The following is a 19,594-nucleotide window of genomic DNA, read 5'->3' as shown; positions in this document are numbered from 1 at the left end:
AGGAGTATAAGAAAAAGGTATAATTAATTCTCTGGTATAATTTGACGAAATAGTGCTGTATGATAGGATATTGCCATTAATATTAAAGGAAAAAAATTAATGTCTATAAAGTTAAAAACCCCTGCTGAAATAGAAAAAATGCGTATAGCAGGCAAACTCGCTGCTGAAGTTTTAGAAATGATAGAACCTTATGTTAAACCCGGTATTACTACAGGTGAACTAGACAAGATCTGTTATGAACATATCGTCAATGTCCAAAAAGCTATTCCAGCTAATATTGGTTATCATGGTTATCAACATACTAGTTGTATTTCAATTAATGATGTGGTTTGTCATGGTATTCCAAGTTTTGACAAAAAGTTAAAAGATGGCGATATTCTAAATATTGATGTGACAGTTATTAAAGATGGTTTTCATGGCGATACATCTAGAATGTACATTGCTGGTAAGCCAACTATCACAGGTGAAAAATTATGCCAAGTTACACAAGAGAGCCTTTACGAGGCGATTAAAATTATCAAACCAGGCATTCGTTTAAAGGAAATTGGTAAAACGATACAAAAATATGTCGATAAGTTTGGTTTTTCTTCAGTTCGTGAATATTGTGGCCATGGTATTGGTGAAGTCTATCATGACGAACCTCAAGTTTTACATTATGACGCTGATGACGGCGGTGTAATTTTAAAACCAGGAATGACTTTTACCATTGAACCAATGGTAAATACTGGTGACTGGCGTACTCGTACCATGAAAGATGGCTGGACGGTTAAAACCAAAGATCATGGGCTTTCTGCACAATATGAACACACAATCTTGGTTACTGAAAATGGTGTTGAAGTCTTAACATTACGCAGTAACGAAGATTTTCCTCGTATTATTGAACACTAAATAAAGTGGATTCAACAATAGTTTATTGTTGAATCCTTTCGCTTTATTAAATTTCATAAATCTTAATATAATAAAGTATACAATTTACGTCGATAACTACTAGCTAACGGATTACTTGTTCCTAATGCCGCCAATAAATCGAGTAATGTTTTCTTCACTTGCCCGTCACCAGCATTAAGATCTTTTGTCAATGGTTTGAATAACAACTCTAATGCTTCTTCATGACGCCCTACATGCATTAATTGGGAAGACAATTGAATCATTAGTTCAACGTTATCAGGATGTTGAGCAAATTCTGCCTGTAATTGTTGTAATTCTGGAGAATTAGCAGCTTGTTCAAGTAATTCTATTTCGGCTTGTAATCCATGATAGCTTGAATCTTGATCTTGTAGCGGAATAGTTGCCAGCACTTCTTTTGCTTCACTTAGCTGTTTAAGTTCAATTTGTGATTTTATTAGCATTAATGCAATATCGGTTCTCGGTTTACCCAAATGATCGGTTAGTGATTTCCAGGTTTGCCGTAACAGTGGTAATGCTTCTTCATATTTAGCTTCATGAAATAAATTTTGAGCTTCAATTAATTTAAGCTCATCTTCATTTGGTAGCACTTTTTCTAAAAAAATTTTAATAGTTTCTTCGGATTGAGGACCTTGAAAGCCATCTACAGGTTGACCATTTTGAAATAAATAAATAGTTGGAATCGCCCGTAAACCAAATTGAGCAGCCAGCATTTGTTCTTCATCGCAATTAACACTTGCCAAAATAAATTGACCATGATGTTCATTAGCTAATTTAGTTAAAGTTTGAGTCATTGCTTCATAATTGGGACTTCTTGATGACCAAAAATAAAACAACACAGGGGATTGAGAAGATCTTTTTATAATCTCTTGAATATTTTGTTCATTAACATCAAAAATAAATTGATTTTGCATATTATGTCCTAAGAATACTTTGATTCATTATTTATTTTTTAAAATTCTATCCATTAATCTATCAGGAAGCAAACGTTTAGCAATAGCCGCTATTTTTGTCACTTTTGTTACCCTGTAACGTATTTTTGGAGTTCTATGTTCAAGCGCATGAAATAAGTAAGGTAACACAGCCTCAGGCGCTAACGTAAATCGTTTGGCAATAGGTGGATTTTTTACAATATTTTCTTTTTCTATTTGATTAACATTATCTGAAAAATACGTTTTTAATGGCCCTGGTTCAATTAAACTAACTTTGATATTGGTATTAGCTAATTCTAATCTTAGTACATCAGACCATGATTCTAAAGCATATTTACTTGCTGAATAAGCTCCTCTACCAGGAGTAGCAACAATGCCAACAATTGAGCTGGTTTGAATAATACGTCCTTCATTTTCTGCAAGCATTGCAGGAAGTAGTAACTGAGTTAACTGATGTACACCAAAGAAATTGGTTGAGAATTGAGACTCTAACTGCTCTCGGCTAATTGTTGCTAATCGCCCATATACTCCAAAGCCGGCATTATTAAATAATGCATATAATTGTCCGCCTGTCATAGTTAATACTTCTTTAGCGGCTAAATGAACAGAATCAGGATTATCTAAATCAAGTAATACAGTTTCAAATCCTTGTTCAATTAATTTTTGTTGGTCAGACTTTTTGCGACAAGACGCAATAACACGATAACCACGTTTTTTTAATGCAATAGCTGAAATAAGTCCTATTCCACTTGAACAGCCTGTAATAAAAATTGTTTTCAATTTTATCTCCGTTTTATTCACATATTGTCAAGCTAATCTTCTGCAATTATGATAGCACACTTAAATAGAAGTTACCCAAACTAAGCCAGAGGATCGTATGAAAATCGCTATTATTGCTGCAATGGAAGAAGAAGTTGCCATCTTAAAAAGTAAAATTACCCATTATCAAGTTGAACGCCATTTAGGTTGTGATTTTCATCTTGGTCAAATTGCCGGTTGTGAAATCATTCTACTTCAATCAGGCATAGGTAAAGTGGCCGCAGCCTCAGGCACAACACTATTATTAAATAATTACAAGGTTGATGCTGTTATTAATACGGGTTCAGCTGGAGGACTTTCAACCGAACTCAATATTGGTGACATTATCGTATCAAAAGACGTATTTTATCATGATGTCGATTTAACCGCTTTTGGTTATAAACCAGGACAAATGTCCGGTTGCCCAGTTGTATTTGAAGCAAGCCAACAATATCAATCATTAGCCAAATCATGCATAAAAAAACAAGGTGTTAATGCAGTTGAAGGCTCAATTGGTAGTGGTGATGCATTTGTTAATGGTAAGGCTACATTAAAACGAATCAAACAAACCTTTCCAAATGCCATAGCGGTAGAAATGGAAGCCGCAGCAATTGGGCATGTCTGCTGGCTATTTAATGTACCGTTTGTAGTGGTAAGAGCAATCTCAGATAATGGCGATAATGAATCTGAAATAGATTTTCAGTCATTTTTGAAACTTGCAGCAAAACAATCTTCCTTAATTGTTGAATCAATGTTAAGTGAACTAGCTTAAAAGCTTTTGAAAAATAGCATACTGAAATCACAAACAATATTCACTAAACAAGGGTTGACGCCAACCAGTTAGTATTTCTGGTACGTCACCTTTTTTATCAATTTTCCATTTAATATATTGATTAATTAATCGACGTGAAAGTAGTAAATCTTGATTAAGCCCTGTTTTTGATGAAATCATTTGAGCCGCTTTTTTTAATTCATCCGAGATTTTCTTGAAATCGGGATAAGTATTAATTCTACGAATAAGTGGTACCTCGGGTATCGGTTCAGATAAAATATCGAGAATTTTTTGCCCATATAAGCGAATTTCTTTACCTTTCATCCCTAATTTATCAAGTTCAGCTAATGAGGACGGTAAATAACGTGCTATTTTCCACAAAACTTCTTCACGTATAACAAAATTTAAAGCGATATCTTGATCTTTGGATAATTTATATCGCCAACTTGCTAATTTATACAATTGACCTAGACTTTTCCCTTTCAATTGCCAACTATTTTTAATATTTAGATAAACGTTGTTTGGATCTATCGCTGTACATTTACGAGCCACCACCATTTGGCACTCTTGATAAGCGGCTTGTAAATAATCATTTTCGGTTAATTGTAATTTTAGAATGTTTACTAATGGAAAAAGATATAACACATCATTAATAGCGTACTCACACTGTTTTTCGGTTAATGGTCGTTTTAACCAATCTGTTCGAGTTTCACTTTTATCTAGTTCTACTTCTAAATATTTTTTTACTAAACTGGCATAACCCGAACTTAGTGGATTATCAAGAAAAGAAGCCAATATTTGGCTATCAATAATAGGAGTCGGCACCATCCCAAAGTAATGAAGAAAAACTTCAATATCTTCACTGCACGAGTGGAAATACTTTTCAATTTTAGGATTTTTTAAGATAGCTAAAAAATCTTGCCAATCACTAATAGTGATTGGATCAATTAATGCAGCATATTTTCCATCAAAGACCTGCAATAGCCCTAAATGTGGATAAAATGTGCACGTACGTACAAATTCAGTATCTAATGCAATCGCTGAGCTTTTTTCGATTTTTGAACAAAACTCAGCTAGCTGATCATTATTAACAATAATTTGATAAGACAAAGTAAAATTCCTATTTAGATAAAATCTATTTATTGTGTATTTTTTTAAATACAACATCAATCACTACAATTTCAGAACGAGTCATTAAGCGAATAGGTGGTCCCCAAAAACCATATCCACTACTTACTATGCTAGTAAAGTTATTATCTTCATTTTGATACAAACCATAAGCGTTTTTATACATTAATTTTTCAATAAGGTTAATTGGAAATATTTGCCCAGCATGAGTATGCCCAGAAATCATTAAATCAACACCTAACTTTGCTGGTTCAGTAAGATCTTTGGGTTGGTGATCTAATAAAATAACAGGTGTATTTGTATCTGCAAACATCATCAATTCCGCTAACTTTGATCTTTTCACATCATAAAATGCGGAAGAAAAATCATCTCGCCCAATTAATGTAATACCTATATCATCAAGGTATACAATATCATCTTTTAAAACCTTCATGTTTGCTTGCTTAAAAGCATCAATAATATCTTCTTCACGATTATTTTGTTTTCTAGTATTTAAATATTCGTGGTTTCCAAAAATAACATAAGTACCATGTTTCGATTTTAACTGCTGAAATTGTTTATTAAAACCTTGTTCAATAAAAGGTGCTAAACGTTTATCTAATGTATCACCTGTAATTACAATAAAATCTGCATTTAATTGATTTACTTTATCTATCATTTGTTGAATGAATTCACTCGAAGTTAATTCATTAATATGAATATCACTAAGCTGCACAATACGTAGATTTTCAACATGAGCTGGTTTATCTATTTTTACTTGATAATAAACAGTTTTCGGACTAATTGCCATTTCATGGGTGCAATAAAATAACGAGAAAACTAAATTTACATAAACAATTCTAAGCAGTAAGTTAGGCTTTAATTTTTTTTTGCTGAATAAATAGATCGTATCAAAAATCAATAAAATAAAAATATTACACAAAAATCCAGCAAAAATAATATTAAAAATCAAAGATAGCTTATTAAAAACACCATCTAATGCCCTAGAAAACACCAATGATAATCCAGCAATTACAACAAATAACCAATAAATAATTTTAGAATAACCAGTAAAATGAAAATTGAACCAAAATAACCATCGTTTACCTAAATAAGCAATCATTAAAATACTGATCACTATCACCATAAATAAAATAAAAAAATAAATAAAACTCATAATTATCTGAACAATTAAATGCGAATAATGATATGATAACAAAATTATTTTTTTTCGTACCAATAACTTTTTATGGATATTAAAAAAGACCAATTATTTATCACACCTATTGAAAAATTGGGGGATTGGATTTTTGATGAGAAAGTTGCCGAAGTTTTTCCTGATATGGTGCAGCGATCTGTTCCTGGTTATTCTAATATTATCTCGATGATCGGCATGCTAGCCGAAAGATTTGTACAATCTAATTCAATGATTTATGATTTAGGTTGTTCATTAGGCGCTGCTACATTATCTATTCGACGCAATGTCCATCAAGAAAATTGCCATATTATTGCGGTTGATAATTCTCAGCCAATGGTTGAACGTTGTAAGCGGCATATTGAATCCTACAAATCAAGCACACCTGTAGATGTAATTTGTGATGATATTTGCCATATTAACATGCAAAATGCATCAATGGTTGTACTCAACTTCACCTTACAATTTTTAACTCCTGAAAATCGTCAACGTGTTTTAAATAATATCTATAATGCGTTAAAACCAAATGGCATTTTAGTCCTATCTGAAAAATTTAGCTTTAGTGATACCTGCATTGATGAATTACTATTTAATATGCATCATGATTTTAAACGTGCTAACGGCTATAGTGAGCTTGAGATCAGCCAAAAACGTAACATGCTAGAAAACGTTATGCTAACAGATACTATCGAAACACATAAACAGCGACTATCTGAAGCTGGTTTTAAACACATCGACACTTGGTTCCAATGTTTTAATTTTGGCTCTATTATTGCCATAAAATAACAGATTAATTTAAGCGTAATTGATAAAGGATAACAGAATGATTGATTTTGGTGATTTTTACCAGATTATCGCAAAAAATAGGCTTAGTAACTGGCTTGAAGTATTACCTAGACAACTCGCAAATTGGCAAAAACAAAACATAGATAGTCGCTTTAATCAATGGCTCAACAGTATTAAACATTTACCATCCATCTCACCTTATCAAATTGATTTATTACATAGTGTTACAGCAAAATCAAAAGAGCCTCTTTCTACGGGTGAACAGCAAAGGATAATGCAATTATTAAAAAATATGATGCCATGGCGCAAAGGCCCTTTTCACTTGTATGGAATTGATATTGATACAGAATGGCGTTCAGATTGGAAATGGGAACGCTTAATTAATCATATTGATAGTTTAGAAGATAAAATTGTTTTAGATGTGGGTTGTAACAGTGGTTATCATTTATGGCGAATGATTGGGGCTGGAGCAAAACTCGCAGTCGGAATTGATCCTATGGCGCTTTATCTATGTCAATTTGAGGCTATCCGTAAACTACTAGGTAACGATCAGCGAGCACATTTATTACCACTTGGAATTGAACATCTCCCTAAACTTAATGCTTTTGATACCGTATTTTCAATGGGGGTTTTATATCATCGCCGATCGCCACTTGATCATTTATTTCAATTAAAGGATCAATTGGTTGAAGGTGGAGAACTAATACTTGAAACTTTGGTTATTGATGGAGAATTACATCAAGCGTTAATGCCAGGTGATCGTTATGCACAAATGCGTAATGTTTATTTTATACCTTCTACTCTTACAATGATTAATTGGTTGGAAAAATGTGGCTTTTCAGATGTAAAAATGGTTGATATATCATTAACTAATTTTGATGAACAACGTAAAACAGAATGGATGACATCAGATTCTCTGTCCGATTTTTTAGATCCAGACGATTCAACCAAAACCATTGAAGGCTACCCAGCCCCAATGCGAGCTGTTTTTATCGCAAAAAAATAAAAAAAGTGTTATTAGCTTTATAAATTAAGGTTACGCTATAGGTTGCCTTGTGATGTAAAAAATCATAGTATGTTAAGTTATATTTGGTTTATTTTTTAATAAACTAGCATCTATCACTAGAAAAACAAAAAATGTTGTCAAAACCTTTCAGGTAACTATGTGTTTAAATATGATTATTTTATATTAATCATTCATTTTTTAGAAAATAGGAAATAAGTAATGGAGTTGTTTAAATTTATTTTACACTTACCTTTTAATATACTGCAAAAGGCTTGGGAAATAATTAGTACTTTTCTTATTTTTTTATTTATTTTAATAAAAGGAATTTTTTGGCTATTTAGCCCAATTATTGGTGATATCAAATGGTCAACACCAAGTTGGTTACCTAATGCAAAAAGATTTTACTATGCGACAGGTTCTACATTAAAAAAAATAAAAACTATAATTAATGTAAGTATTATTTTAGGCTTTATTGCTTATTTTTCAGGAAATTATGCTTATCATTGGTATTTAAACCATCCAAAACCAATTGAACCTACGCCTATAACGGTAAATCGTTATGGAACTTATTTACATTCACCAGATACAAGTAATGATATATTATCGATCACATTTACCGGACCTAGTCATTCACCAGCACCACTAGAGCTAATTGGTAAAGACGAGATAACTGAAGGTGTTAACATTTTACCAAACATTGATGGCAAATGGATATGGTCTGATGATTCGACAATAAAGTTCATACCAAAGGATAAAACATGGCCACTTGGAACTAATTATACTGTAGTATTAGAACCCTCAAAATTATTTGCTGAAAATTGTGAACTAATAAGAACTAATAAAACATTTACCTTTACTACACCTGGCTTCAAGTATGATTTCAAAAATTATGGAGAAGTTTATATAAATCCTACTGAACCCAATATGAGGAATATTATAAATACAATTCAATTTAGTCATCCTGTTGATAGGAAAAGTTTTGAGGAAAATATTATTTTATCGCTTTATGAAGGTAATACATTTCTGAAAAAGATAGGATTTACTGTTGCTTATAGCGATAACGACAAAATTGCCTACGTAAAAAGTGAACAAATTCCATTACTTGATAAAGAAGGTTATTTAAAAATAACAATTAATAATAACGTTACTTCAACGTTAGGAGGAAATTCACTAAATTTAAATATATATAATACAGTAAATGTACCTGATAAATATCATCTAAACATTACTAAATCTGAGCTTACATTAGTTGAAAAAAGTAATGAAAAGATACAACAAATATTAGTTTTATCATTAAGTCATGCGGTTAAATCTGAAGATTTATCGAAGTCAGTTAAAGTCTGGAAACTACCTAAAAATCCAGAAAAGCCATATAAGGAACGATATTACAACAGATATTCTAGTAGTTATGAAACAAAACTCAACGTAACACCAGAAATACTTAAAAAAGCAACGCCGCTATCGATAAATCCAATTGATAGTGAGCTTGCTTATCAAAACCAAATTAGTTTTGAATTTAATACAGAGCAAAACTCTGAGTTATATATTGAAGTTAATCAACCTTTATCGTCCCAAGAAGGTTACTTTCTTAAAGAACAGTATCAAGAGGTATTAATTGTACCTAATTATCCAACTTATCTTGATTTTGCCGCATCAGGTTCTTTACTATCCTTATCAGGCGAAAAAAAATTACCAATTGTTTCACGTAATTTAGAAGAAATTAAATTAGAAATAGATCGCGTTATTCCTTCACAGCTTCAACATTTAGTTGCTTTTAATCAAAGTTACGAATTTAACGATATGAATTTTGGTGAACTTGATAATGATCATTTTGTTGAAAAATACAGTATAACTAAAGACGTTACAGGTGATCCTGAAGAAGTTAAATACACAAATGTCGATTTAACTCGTTACTTAACTGCTAACACAAATGGGAGTAAGAATCGTGGTGTCTTTTTATTAAGACTTTATGGAAAAGATAAAAAAGATACTAAATATGAGTTCATGGCTTCACGCTTTATTGTCGTTACCGATTTAGGAATTATAGCCAAAAAGTCACTTGATCAATCCAATGATCTCTTTATTCAATCAATAAGTTCAGGCGCCCCCATTAGCGGTGCTAAAGTTTCAGTTCTAGGCATGAATGGAATTACTATTACGTCTAAAACTACAGATGATAATGGTCATGTTCGTTTTGCACCATTGTCTGAATATTATCAAGACATCAAACCTCTTTTATATGTTGTTGAAAAAGACCGTGACCTATCATTTTTACCAATCAAAAGTTATGAAAGAAATTTAAATCTATCTCGTTTTGATATCGGCGGCATTCGTGAAACCCTTGAAGGAGGAGACTTACGCTCTCACATCTTTTCAGATCGAGGTGTTTATCGCCCTGGCGACACATTCCATATAGGTGCCATAGTTAGAGCTCAAAAATGGACTAATTCCTTAGAGGGTATTACCGTAGAAGCAGAAATTTACGATCCAAAATCCAATCTAGTACTCAAAAAATCGATTGTACTAAATAAATCAGGTTTTAATGAACTTAGCTATAAAACTAACTATGAATCACCTACTGGTGATTGGTATATTAATTTATATTTAAAAAATGATGATGAAGAATCGCGAATCCTATTAGGCTCAAGTTCGGTTGTAGTTCGTGAATTTGAACCAGATAAAACTGCTGTTTCTCTTAAGTTATTGCCTGAAATAAAGGATGGTTGGTTAAAACCTGAAAATATCCAAGCTGAGATTAAAGCCAAAAACCTAATTGGTACTGATGCAACTAATCGTCGAGTCACAAATACATTAATTCTTGAACCATCAACACCTTATTTCAAAAAATATGAAGATTACTATTTCTACCAAAATATTTCTGGTGAAAGAAATAGTTTTAAAGTTGAATTAGATGAAAAAACAACAGATGAAAATGGTATAGTAAAACTCAATCTCCATGACAATATACAAAGCTTTGAAGGGAACTACACGCTAAGAATGTTAACCGATGTTTTTGAGCCTGATAGTGGACGAAGCGTTGCGACAACTGCAAGCACCTTTATATCACCAAATGATTATTTAGTTGGTGCAAAAGCGGACGGAAATTTAAGATATATTAACAGAGATTCAGTTCGTAATATTGATTTTATAGCGATAAATCCCGCTTTAGAAAAAATAGAGTTATCTAACCTAAAACTTGTTTTAATTGAAGAAAAATATCTATCGGTATTAGTTAAACAATCTTCAGGGGTTTATAAATATGAATCACGCCGTAAAGAATCGATTCTATCAGAACAACCGTTTAAGATTAATCAAGATAAAACTAGATATCAATTAGATAGTAAAAATCCTGGTAACTATATTATTCAAATCAAAAATAATGATGACGAATTACTTTATCAAGGTAAATACTCTATTGTAGGTAAAGCTAATGTTACTCGTGATTTAGACCGTAATGCGGAACTTTCATTAAAGATTAAAGACGCACAATATAATCCGGGTGATGAAATTGAAGTCTCAATCACAGCTCCTTATGTAGGTAGTGGTATTATTACTATTGAGCGTGACAAAGTGTATGCTTGGAAATGGTTCCATACAGATACAACAAGCTCAATACAAAAAATAACCCTACCAAAGGACATTGGTGGTAATGGTTATATTAATGTCCAATTTATTCGTGATCCAAATTCAGATGAAATTTTTATGAGTCCACTTAGTTACGGTGTTATACCTTTCAAAATTTCAAATGATCAATTTAACGATAAAATCGTATTACAAGCACCATCACTAATAAAACCAGGAGATACACTACCAATTACAATACACACAAATACACCACAAAAAGCAGTTGTTTTTGCCGTAGACGAAGGGATTTTGCAAGTTTCAAATTATAAACTGAAAGATCCATTGAATAGCTTCTTACGCAAAAAAGCACTATCTGTAAGAACTTCGCAAATTTTAGATCTTATATTGCCAGAATTTCGACATTTAATAACAGCTTCAGCACCTGGTGGTGATGGTGATAATGATGATGTCTTATCAAATCATTTAAATCCATTTAAACGGAAAGTAGATGAACCTGTAGCTTATTGGTCAGGTATTATTAATGTCGATGGAGATAAAACCGTTGAATATAAAGTGCCTGATTATTTTAATGGAAAAATTCGTATCATGGCAGTATCGGTTGGTGACAAAACAATGGGACATACTCAAATGTCAACAACAGTACATAATGATATTGTTTTGCAACCTAACGCTCCATATTTTGCTGCTCCAAATGATGAGTTTGAAGTTTCCCTAAACGTAACTAATCTTATTGAAAATATTGGCGATAAAACAATTCCTATTAATGTTAAAGTTTCAACCACTCCTAACCTATTGATTACGAGTGATAATAAAAAAACCATTGAATTGGCTAATGGCAAAGATGGGGTTTTAAAATTTAACTTTAAAGCAACAGATAAACTTGGTAATGGCAATCTTCACTTTTCCGCCAACTATAATGATATAACAATTACTCGTGATATTAGCCTTTCAATAAGACCATTAACTGAATACAGATTAATCACCAAAATGGGAAGAATGGCAGATCATAAACAAACGTTTACTGATTTTAGAGACATGTATAGTAACTTAAGTAAACGTGAAGCTGCTGCAGCTTATTCACCATTTATACTAAGTAAAGGCCTAAGTACCTATTTGCAGGATTACCCACACTACTGTTCTGAACAGATTGTAAGTCGTGCAATTCCTGTTTTAATAGCGAGTAAATATCGTGATTTTGATCTGGCTTCAAAAGAAGGAATAACTTCATTATCAGAATTATTCCAAGTGCTGCAATCTCGCCAAAATAGTGAAGGTGCAATTGGTTTATGGTACTCAACTTATAATGTTGATCCATTTATTACATTATATGCAGTAAACTTTATGCTTGAAGCAAAAGAAATGGGCTATAAAGTTCCCCAAAAAATGCTTGATAATGCTAATAAATATTTGCAAACAATTGCTGAATTTAGTGATACTAGTACTTATGGTTTAAGAGTCCGTGCTTATGCTATCTATTTATTAACAAGGCAAAATCAAGTTACAACAAGCTATTTAGCCTCTACCATTAGCAATCTTAATCGAAAAGATGATTCATGGAAAAAAGATATAACAGCAATGTATTTAGCCTCATCTTATAAAATGTTAAAAATGGATAAAGAAGCAAATAAATTAATCAAACCTATTTGGCAACAATTAGAAGCTGCATATGACCGTGCTTGGTGGCTAAACAACTATTATGATCCACTAGTCGTTAATGCAGGGAAAATCTATTTAATTAGCAAACATTTTCCTGAAAAAGCAAAAGATATTCCTGCACAAGCATTAGAAAATATGGTTATCATGCTGAACAAACAAAAATATACTACTCAATCAGCTGCAATGACAATATTGGCTTTAAGTAATTATTCGCAGAGCATTGAACAATCAAATTTATCTAAAGATACTCTCGAAATTAATGCAACCTCAAAAGATTCAGAAAAACAAAGAATTATTGCAAATTTAAATGGAATTTTAGCTAAAGGTAAGTTTAATGATCAAGATGCACAATTAAGCGTGACTAATAAATCAAGTTTATCTGTTTGGTACATGCTGTCTGAACAAGGTTATGACAAAGATATCCCTAAAGAACCAATTAAACGAGGGCTTGAAGTGCATCGTGAATTTACTGATCTTGATGGTAAACCTGTTGAACAAGTCAAACTTGGCGATAAAATTAATGTAACAATTAAAATCCGAGCACAAGCAGATGAAGGTGCAACTAATATTGCCATTGTTGATTTACTACCAGGTGGTTTTGAAGTAGTACAACAACCAATAGATTCTCAGGAAAAAGATTATGACGAATATATTCAAGATAATGAAGAAGATGATGAAGAAGATGATGACTATGAAGAAGATGATTATGATGAAAATTATGGCTGGGTTTCACCAATTAGTATAAAAACAGGAAAATACACTTGGTATCCTGAATATACAGATGTGCGTGAAGATCGTGTTATTATTTATGGTTCAACTTATAATAATAAAATACAAGAATTCACCTATCAAATAAAAGCAACTAATGTAGGAATCTATAGCATTCCACCTGCATTTGGTGAAGCAATGTATGATCGTGATATTCAAGCCGTATCAAAAGGTGGGCAAAAGATAAGTATCATCCCACAACAGTAGTTGTTTTTACAGTTAATTAATCACTCAAACGGGCTTGGCTTATAGCCCGTTTTTTATCAAAGATAACGATAATAATAAAAACCATATTCTAAACCTTGCTTTTAATACTCAAACGATTAAATTAATTTTATTCTTAATATAAAACATAACATGAAACAATAAGGTTATTGATAGGCAAATGAAAAGGTAAATGCTATGCTTATAGCATTATAAAATAATATATTTTCGATTTAACATTTGAAGGTAATTTTTATGGCCCTACCATCTTTTTTAACACTATATAACGAACTAATTTCAATACCAACAATTAGTAACGTTACTAACGAGGAATTAGATTATTCTAACAAACCGCTTATCGATAAATTAGCAAGTTGGTTTGAAGATTTAGGTTTTGCTATTGATATACAACCTGTTCCTAATACTCGTCATAAATATAATATGCTAGCTACTTATTCAAATAGCGAAAATAAAACCCAAGGTGGTTTATTGCTAAGTGGACACAGTGACACAGTTCCATTTGACGATGGGCAATGGAGTAAAGATCCCTTCAAATTAACAGAAGAAAATAATAAGTTATATGGACTTGGTACCGCTGATATGAAAGGCTTTTTTGCCTTTATTTTAGAGGCTCTGAGTGATATCGATCTTAAAAAGTTAACTAAGCCCATTTATATCCTTGCCACCGCCGATGAAGAAACATCAATGGCTGGTGCCGCATTTTTTGCAAAGAATACAAAATTACAACCTGACTGTACTATTATTGGCGAACCAACATCGTTAATCCCCATCAGAGCACATAAAGGATTTATCTCTAATGCCATTAAAGTAATTGGTAAATCAGGACATTCTAGCGATCCCGATAAAGGCATTAACGCTATTGAAGTGATGAATTTAGTCATTGAACGCTTGTTAGTACTAAAACAAAAATTTAAAGAACAATATCATAATGACGGATTTAGCGTTCCTTACCCTACTCTTAATTTAGGTGTTATTCACGGGGGGGATGCGGCTAACCGTATTTGCGGTTGTTGTGAGCTAGTGATTGATATTCGTGTATTGCCTGACAATGATGTTGAGTCACTTTATCATGCACTTTATGAAGCACTGCAACCCGTTATGGATAAATATCCAAATCGAATTGCTATAAAATATGAAGTTGCCCCAATTCCGGGCTATGAGTGTAAAAAAGATCATCCTGCATTACAACACATTGAAAAATTAGTCGGTCATAGTGCGCAAACAGTCAACTACAGCACAGAAGCGCCCTACCTAAACCAAATTTCACCAACGATTGTATTAGGACCTGGCTCAATTGAACAAGCACACCAGCCCGATGAGTTTATTTCAATGGATTTTTTAAAACCAACTAAAATAGCAATAGAACAACTAATTAAGGATTTTTGTCTTTAATCTGTTTTTTATTCGCCGATAAAATAACATCGGCGAAATTTTTTAAAATAAATCTAGCTAAATGGAAAAAGTTGCAAAATCGGTAGCGATTTCAGTATTTGCAAAAACACTTTTTGCTTCATTAACTAACTTTTTATTGTTATTCAAATTATATCTTGGGCTTATATGAGTCATAATAAGTCTTTTAGCATTAGCTTGTTTGGCAATCGTTGCCGCATGTACAGTGGTGGAATGACCACGTTCAATAGCCTTATCAACTAAAGCATGTTCTTGGGTTGCTTCATGAACAAGCAAATCAACATCATTAGCAAGAGCAATTGAGGTTTGGCAAGGAATAGTATTACCTAAAATTGCTAATTTTCGGCCCTTTTTAATTTGACCTAAGTAATCTGTGCCATTAATTATTCGCCCATCATCAAGTGTAATTGTTTTACCATTTTTAAGATCGTTATAAAAAGGGCCAGCCTGAATATTATCTTGCTTTAATTTATCGATATTAAGCTGAGCTGGTAGATCTTTTTCGATAATACGATAACCAAAACACGGCACACGATGTTGTAATAATTTTGCTTCTACTTGAAACTGATTATCTTCAAAAACGGTACAATTTTCTTCAAGCTCAATGATGTTAAGAGGATAGGTTAACCAAGAATAACTAATTTCAATAACAGTTTCGATAAGGATTTTAATTCCTTTCGGAGCAATCAATGTTAAAGGAGATTGATTCTGCATCAAGGAACGGGAAGTTAAAACACCTGGTAGCCCAAACAGATGATCGCCATGTAGATGTGTTAAAAAAATGATCTCAAGTTTAGCAAGACTAAACTTGGCTTTTTGCATTTGCATCTGAGTTGCCTCACCACAATCAAAAAGCCAAAACTTACCCCGCTCTTGCCTAAGATCCAATAAAATACTGCTCACATTACGTTGTAATGTTGGGGAACTAGCACTTGTCCCTAAAAAAGTCAAATTCATAAAGATTTAAACATTTTTACGTTCAATAGTCTGCTCACCCCAAAACAACTTATCCGCTTTGGTTTTAGAAAACGCAATTTTCAACACTTCATCACTACCTTCTGACCAAATTTGTTCGGCAAGTTTTTCATCATGGTTAGCTAGCTCAAAAATAGCCTCAGCAATTTCAATCGAGGTTTCACGAACAGAAGCCCAAGATTTAATATCATGTATTTCTTTTTTATCGATGTTCATTTTGCTACTCCTTTGAGTTGAATTAGAGGTAAAATAAACCTATTTACTGCAAAACACAATAGGCTAAATACGTATGATAACAATTATTTCTCCGGCGAAAACTTTGGATTACCAATCTCCATTATTAACCCAAAATTACACACTTCCTCAATTTATTGACTCAACTAAAAGACTTATTCAAGATTGCAAAAAACTAAGTATTGAAAATTTAGCTAACTTAATGTCTATTAGCAAAAAATTAGCCGAACTTAATTATGAGCGATTTAAAGATTGGCATAGTGATTTTAATCTTGAAAATGCAAGACAAGCTATACTTGCTTTTAAAGGTGATGTTTATGAAGGATTACATGTTGAAGATTTTACTGATAAAAATCTAAAGTTTGCACAATCTCATTTAAGAATATTATCAGGGCTTTATGGTATTTTAAGACCACTTGACCTAATTCAACCTTATCGGTTAGAAATGGGGATCCGTTTAAAAAATGGTAGTAACACTAATCTTTATCAATTTTGGGGCGATAAATTAACTCAACATCTTAATAGTGAACTAGCCAAAACATCAGATCGCACATTAATCAATTTAACCTCAAACGAATATTTCAAGGCGATCAAACCAAAACAATTAAATGCAACTATAATTCAACCTATTTTTTTAGATCAAAGCAAAGAAACCTATAAAGTTATCAGTTTTTATGCAAAAAAAGCACGCGGACTAATGAGCCGATACATTATAAAAAATTGCATTGAAAAGAGTGACGATATTAAAAGTTTTAATCTAGAAGGCTATCAATTTGATTCGAAACGATCAACTGACTTAGAATGGTACTTTATACGCAATCATCAATAAAATAATAATGATGGAATTTCTTACTACATTATGGGCACAGTTTTTATCTACTTTGCCTTTATTTATCTTAATTTTATTAGGATATTTAGCTGTTAAAATTGGTCGTTGGCAAAAAACAGTAACCGATAGCTTAACTAAATTTACTTTTTATATTGCATTCCCCATAATGCTGTTTCAGATTATGAGTCATTTTTCTGAACAGTCGCAAATCGATATAAAAGTGTTATTCGTCTTTTTTGGTGGATCATTTATCGTCTTTGCGTTTGGTTGTTTTGTTGCATCAAAATTATTTAAATTAACAGGTTCAGAAAGTACACTTTTTGCTATGGGTGGTATCTATACTAATACCGTCTTTGTTGGTATTCCCATCATCAAAATGCTACTTGGCGAGAAAGCAATCCCCATTGTAGCCATTATTGTTATATTTAACGCTCTGATTTTATGGACACTTGCTACCATATCAATTGAATTTGTTCAAATGGGTAAATTTTCTGGACGGAGCTTTATCAAAGCGTTAAAAAATGTATCAAAAAACCCTATTATTATTGGTATTTCTACTGGGATTGTGGTGAATTATATTGGATTACCTATGCCTAAATTTATCAATCAGTCAACAAAAATGGTCAGCGATATGACTGCACCACTCTCATTAATTGTGCTAGGTATGGGACTGGCTGAATATAAAATTCGCGACAAATTGCTTATTACGACCTCTATCTGTATTTTAAAATTAGCTGCATTGCCAATTGTTACTTACATTATGGGTAAACTATTAGGTTTACCAACTTTGGAATTACAGGTAGTGGTATTACTTAGTTCGGTTTCAATTGCAATAAATTGTTATATGATGGCAAGACAGTTTGAAGTGTTACAAGAACCTATTGCTTCAAGCTTACTAATATCAACGGCGCTGTCTTCTATTACAACGCCGTTAATTTTATCGATTATGACACATTTACCTTAACTGCTTATTGCGCTTAACTCAATGATCGATTTTTAACTTTGTAGTGTAGCAATAGTGCCAACACAATAACTACACTACCTAATATAAAGCGTAACCAGTCTAATGATTGATGCCAAATAACCACATTCACTAAAATCCCTGTTGGGATAACCACATTATTCATAATAGCCAAAGTGCCCGAATCAACTTTTGTCGCGCCAAAATTCCATAAAAAGTAACATACGCCAGAAGCAACTACGCCAAGCCAGATAATAATACTCCATTGTAAAATAGTTGTAGGTAATTTTGATGCATTGCCAAAAAGTAACCAACCTACTGTTGCCACAATTACCGCCCCCAAGTAAACCCAAGCAAAAGCCTGATGTTGAGGCATTGGATATATCTCCATAATTCTTTTATAACCAACCTGCCCTAAGGCAAAAACAATATTAGCCCCTTGAATTAATAAAAAGCCAATAATAAAGTTTGCACTAATATGATCATAACGAATAATAGCGGCACCAATAACTGCTATTATTGCCGTAAAAAGGTAACTCAATCTTAATGGATGACGTTGCAGTAAATCATAAATAACCGTGACATAAATAGGTGTAAAAATGGTAAACAACAGCACTTCAGGTACTGAAATATATTGGAAAGAATTATAATAAAAAAAATACATAATTCCTAATTGACAAGCCCCAACACCCATTAAAAGAAACATGATTTTAAGCTTAAAATTTCTAAAGTGTAAAAAAGGTAAAAAGGTAATAAATGCTAACACAACACGCATAACCACAGCAAACCAAGTATCAACCTGTCCACTGATATAAACACCAATAAAACTAAACGAAAACGACCAAATAATTGTTACAAAAATAAGATAAAGCATAATTGATGAATATAAAGAAAATAATTAGAGACGCATCGTATCAATTGGCTTAGGATTTGTAAACTTTATATCATAAAAATTGATTACTATAATAAAATAACTGACAATCTCTAGGAATTGCTAGCGCTATATACTATAGTCTGAGAAACCATGGTAATGGACATGCATAAAAAACAATTTAATAAATAAAATTAGATGTTAGTGATAAAAAATTGGCTAACGTAGCCTCTTTGGTGAAAATCCAAAACGTTGTTTAAAGTAAAACGAGAGCCTAATTCATATCCCACTTCTTGGGTAATTTGTAGGATCGTTTTTTGGGTGGTTTATAACAGTATTAAACCAAAATTCATTCTTATATCTAAGATAATTTTGGATAAATTATATCCTTCTAAAGCAAGATGTCGCCGTAAAGTTGATTCGCTCATAGCAAATTGTTTAGCAATTTCTGCTGACTGCCACTTTTTGTCTGGTTGCAGGTTAATAATTTCGCGAATTTTGAGGCTAATTTTCGGGTTATTATTCAGTGGAAAATACACACCAAATGCAGATAATCTAATTAAAAGTTCAATAAATAA

The 19,594-nt window shown here is 32.3% G+C and carries 15 protein-coding genes and 1 pseudogene; 8 read left to right on the top strand and 8 right to left on the bottom strand.

Annotated features, from left to right (window positions below):
- Nucleotides 1-99 precede the first annotated feature (99 nt).
- Nucleotides 100-888 (top strand): type I methionyl aminopeptidase, encoded by a 789-nt coding sequence (gene map, locus A9G37_RS08915; RefSeq protein WP_034910570.1) that lies wholly within the window; start codon nt 100-102, stop codon nt 886-888.
- Nucleotides 889-950: 62 nt separating this feature from the next.
- On the opposite strand, the gene A9G37_RS08910 is transcribed toward map, so the two are convergent.
- Both A9G37_RS08910 and A9G37_RS08905 read right to left on the bottom strand, forming a co-directional pair.
- Entirely contained in the window at nt 951-1,820 is an 870-nt protein-coding gene (locus A9G37_RS08910) for a co-chaperone YbbN (protein WP_034910566.1), read from the bottom strand.
- Between the two features lie 27 nt (nt 1,821-1,847).
- Nucleotides 1,848-2,618: an SDR family oxidoreductase gene (locus A9G37_RS08905; protein WP_051634160.1), complete on the bottom strand. Its 771-nt coding sequence runs from the start codon at nt 2,616-2,618 to the stop codon at nt 1,848-1,850.
- 97 nt (nt 2,619-2,715) lie between these two features.
- Here A9G37_RS08905 and A9G37_RS08900 point away from each other — a divergent pair, with 97 nt between their 5' ends.
- On the top strand, nt 2,716-3,408 hold the full coding sequence (locus A9G37_RS08900; RefSeq protein ID WP_065575301.1) for a 5'-methylthioadenosine/adenosylhomocysteine nucleosidase: 693 nt from the start codon (nt 2,716-2,718) through the stop codon (nt 3,406-3,408).
- A 27-nt stretch (nt 3,409-3,435) separates the two neighbouring features.
- On the opposite strand, the gene rnd is transcribed toward A9G37_RS08900, so the two are convergent.
- Together rnd and A9G37_RS08890 are read right to left on the bottom strand one after the other, a co-directional pair.
- Nucleotides 3,436-4,518, bottom strand: coding sequence for a ribonuclease D (rnd, locus tag A9G37_RS08895; RefSeq protein ID WP_065575300.1), 1,083 nt, complete (start codon nt 4,516-4,518; stop codon nt 3,436-3,438).
- Nucleotides 4,519-4,543: 25 nt separating this feature from the next.
- Entirely contained in the window at nt 4,544-5,653 is a 1,110-nt protein-coding gene (locus A9G37_RS08890; RefSeq protein WP_176701896.1) for a metallophosphoesterase, read from the bottom strand.
- A gap of 111 nt (nt 5,654-5,764) precedes the next feature.
- Here A9G37_RS08890 and cmoA point away from each other — a divergent pair, with 111 nt between their 5' ends.
- From cmoA to argE, 4 genes are all read left to right on the top strand, one after another.
- Nucleotides 5,765-6,496, top strand: a complete 732-nt coding sequence (cmoA, locus tag A9G37_RS08885) for a carboxy-S-adenosyl-L-methionine synthase CmoA (RefSeq protein WP_065575298.1) — start codon at nt 5,765-5,767, stop codon at nt 6,494-6,496.
- Nucleotides 6,497-6,533: 37 nt separating this feature from the next.
- Nucleotides 6,534-7,502, top strand: a complete 969-nt coding sequence (gene cmoB, locus A9G37_RS08880; RefSeq protein WP_065575297.1) for a tRNA 5-methoxyuridine(34)/uridine 5-oxyacetic acid(34) synthase CmoB — start codon at nt 6,534-6,536, stop codon at nt 7,500-7,502.
- Nucleotides 7,503-7,721: 219 nt separating this feature from the next.
- Nucleotides 7,722-13,718: an alpha-2-macroglobulin family protein gene (locus tag A9G37_RS08875; protein WP_065575296.1), complete on the top strand. Its 5,997-nt coding sequence runs from the start codon at nt 7,722-7,724 to the stop codon at nt 13,716-13,718.
- Nucleotides 13,719-13,964: 246 nt separating this feature from the next.
- Entirely contained in the window at nt 13,965-15,128 is a 1,164-nt protein-coding gene (argE, locus tag A9G37_RS08870; RefSeq protein WP_141671149.1) for an acetylornithine deacetylase, read from the top strand.
- A gap of 57 nt (nt 15,129-15,185) precedes the next feature.
- Here argE and rnz read toward each other — a convergent pair whose 3' ends face one another.
- The gene (gene rnz / locus A9G37_RS08865) at nt 15,186-16,103 is read right to left on the bottom strand and encodes a ribonuclease Z (protein ID WP_065575294.1); all 918 of its coding nucleotides are present in this window, start codon (nt 16,101-16,103) and stop codon (nt 15,186-15,188) included.
- A 6-nt stretch (nt 16,104-16,109) separates the two neighbouring features.
- Complete coding sequence (locus A9G37_RS08860; RefSeq protein ID WP_034910542.1) at nt 16,110-16,337, bottom strand: YccJ family protein; 228 nt, start codon at nt 16,335-16,337, stop codon at nt 16,110-16,112.
- A 73-nt stretch (nt 16,338-16,410) separates the two neighbouring features.
- On the opposite strand from A9G37_RS08860, the gene yaaA reads away from it, so the two are divergent.
- Both yaaA and A9G37_RS08850 read left to right on the top strand, forming a co-directional pair.
- Nucleotides 16,411-17,184, top strand: coding sequence for a peroxide stress protein YaaA (yaaA, locus tag A9G37_RS08855; RefSeq protein WP_065575293.1), 774 nt, complete (start codon nt 16,411-16,413; stop codon nt 17,182-17,184).
- A 7-nt stretch (nt 17,185-17,191) separates the two neighbouring features.
- The gene (locus tag A9G37_RS08850; protein WP_065575292.1) at nt 17,192-18,148 is read left to right on the top strand and encodes an AEC family transporter; all 957 of its coding nucleotides are present in this window, start codon (nt 17,192-17,194) and stop codon (nt 18,146-18,148) included.
- Between the two features lie 13 nt (nt 18,149-18,161).
- Here the strand turns inward: A9G37_RS08850 and A9G37_RS08845 are convergent, their stop codons facing one another.
- Together A9G37_RS08845 and A9G37_RS12900 are read right to left on the bottom strand one after the other, a co-directional pair.
- Nucleotides 18,162-19,019: a carboxylate/amino acid/amine transporter gene (locus A9G37_RS08845; RefSeq protein WP_065575291.1), complete on the bottom strand. Its 858-nt coding sequence runs from the start codon at nt 19,017-19,019 to the stop codon at nt 18,162-18,164.
- Between the two features lie 323 nt (nt 19,020-19,342).
- Nucleotides 19,343-19,594: pseudogene (locus A9G37_RS12900) on the bottom strand (helix-turn-helix transcriptional regulator); the annotation flags it as partial.

This window comes from Gilliamella sp. GillExp13 (assembly GCF_001690815.1).
GTDB classification, from domain to species: Bacteria; Pseudomonadota; Gammaproteobacteria; order Enterobacterales; family Orbaceae; genus Gilliamella; species Gilliamella bombi.
This window is presented reverse-complemented; position numbering and strand designations above follow the sequence as displayed.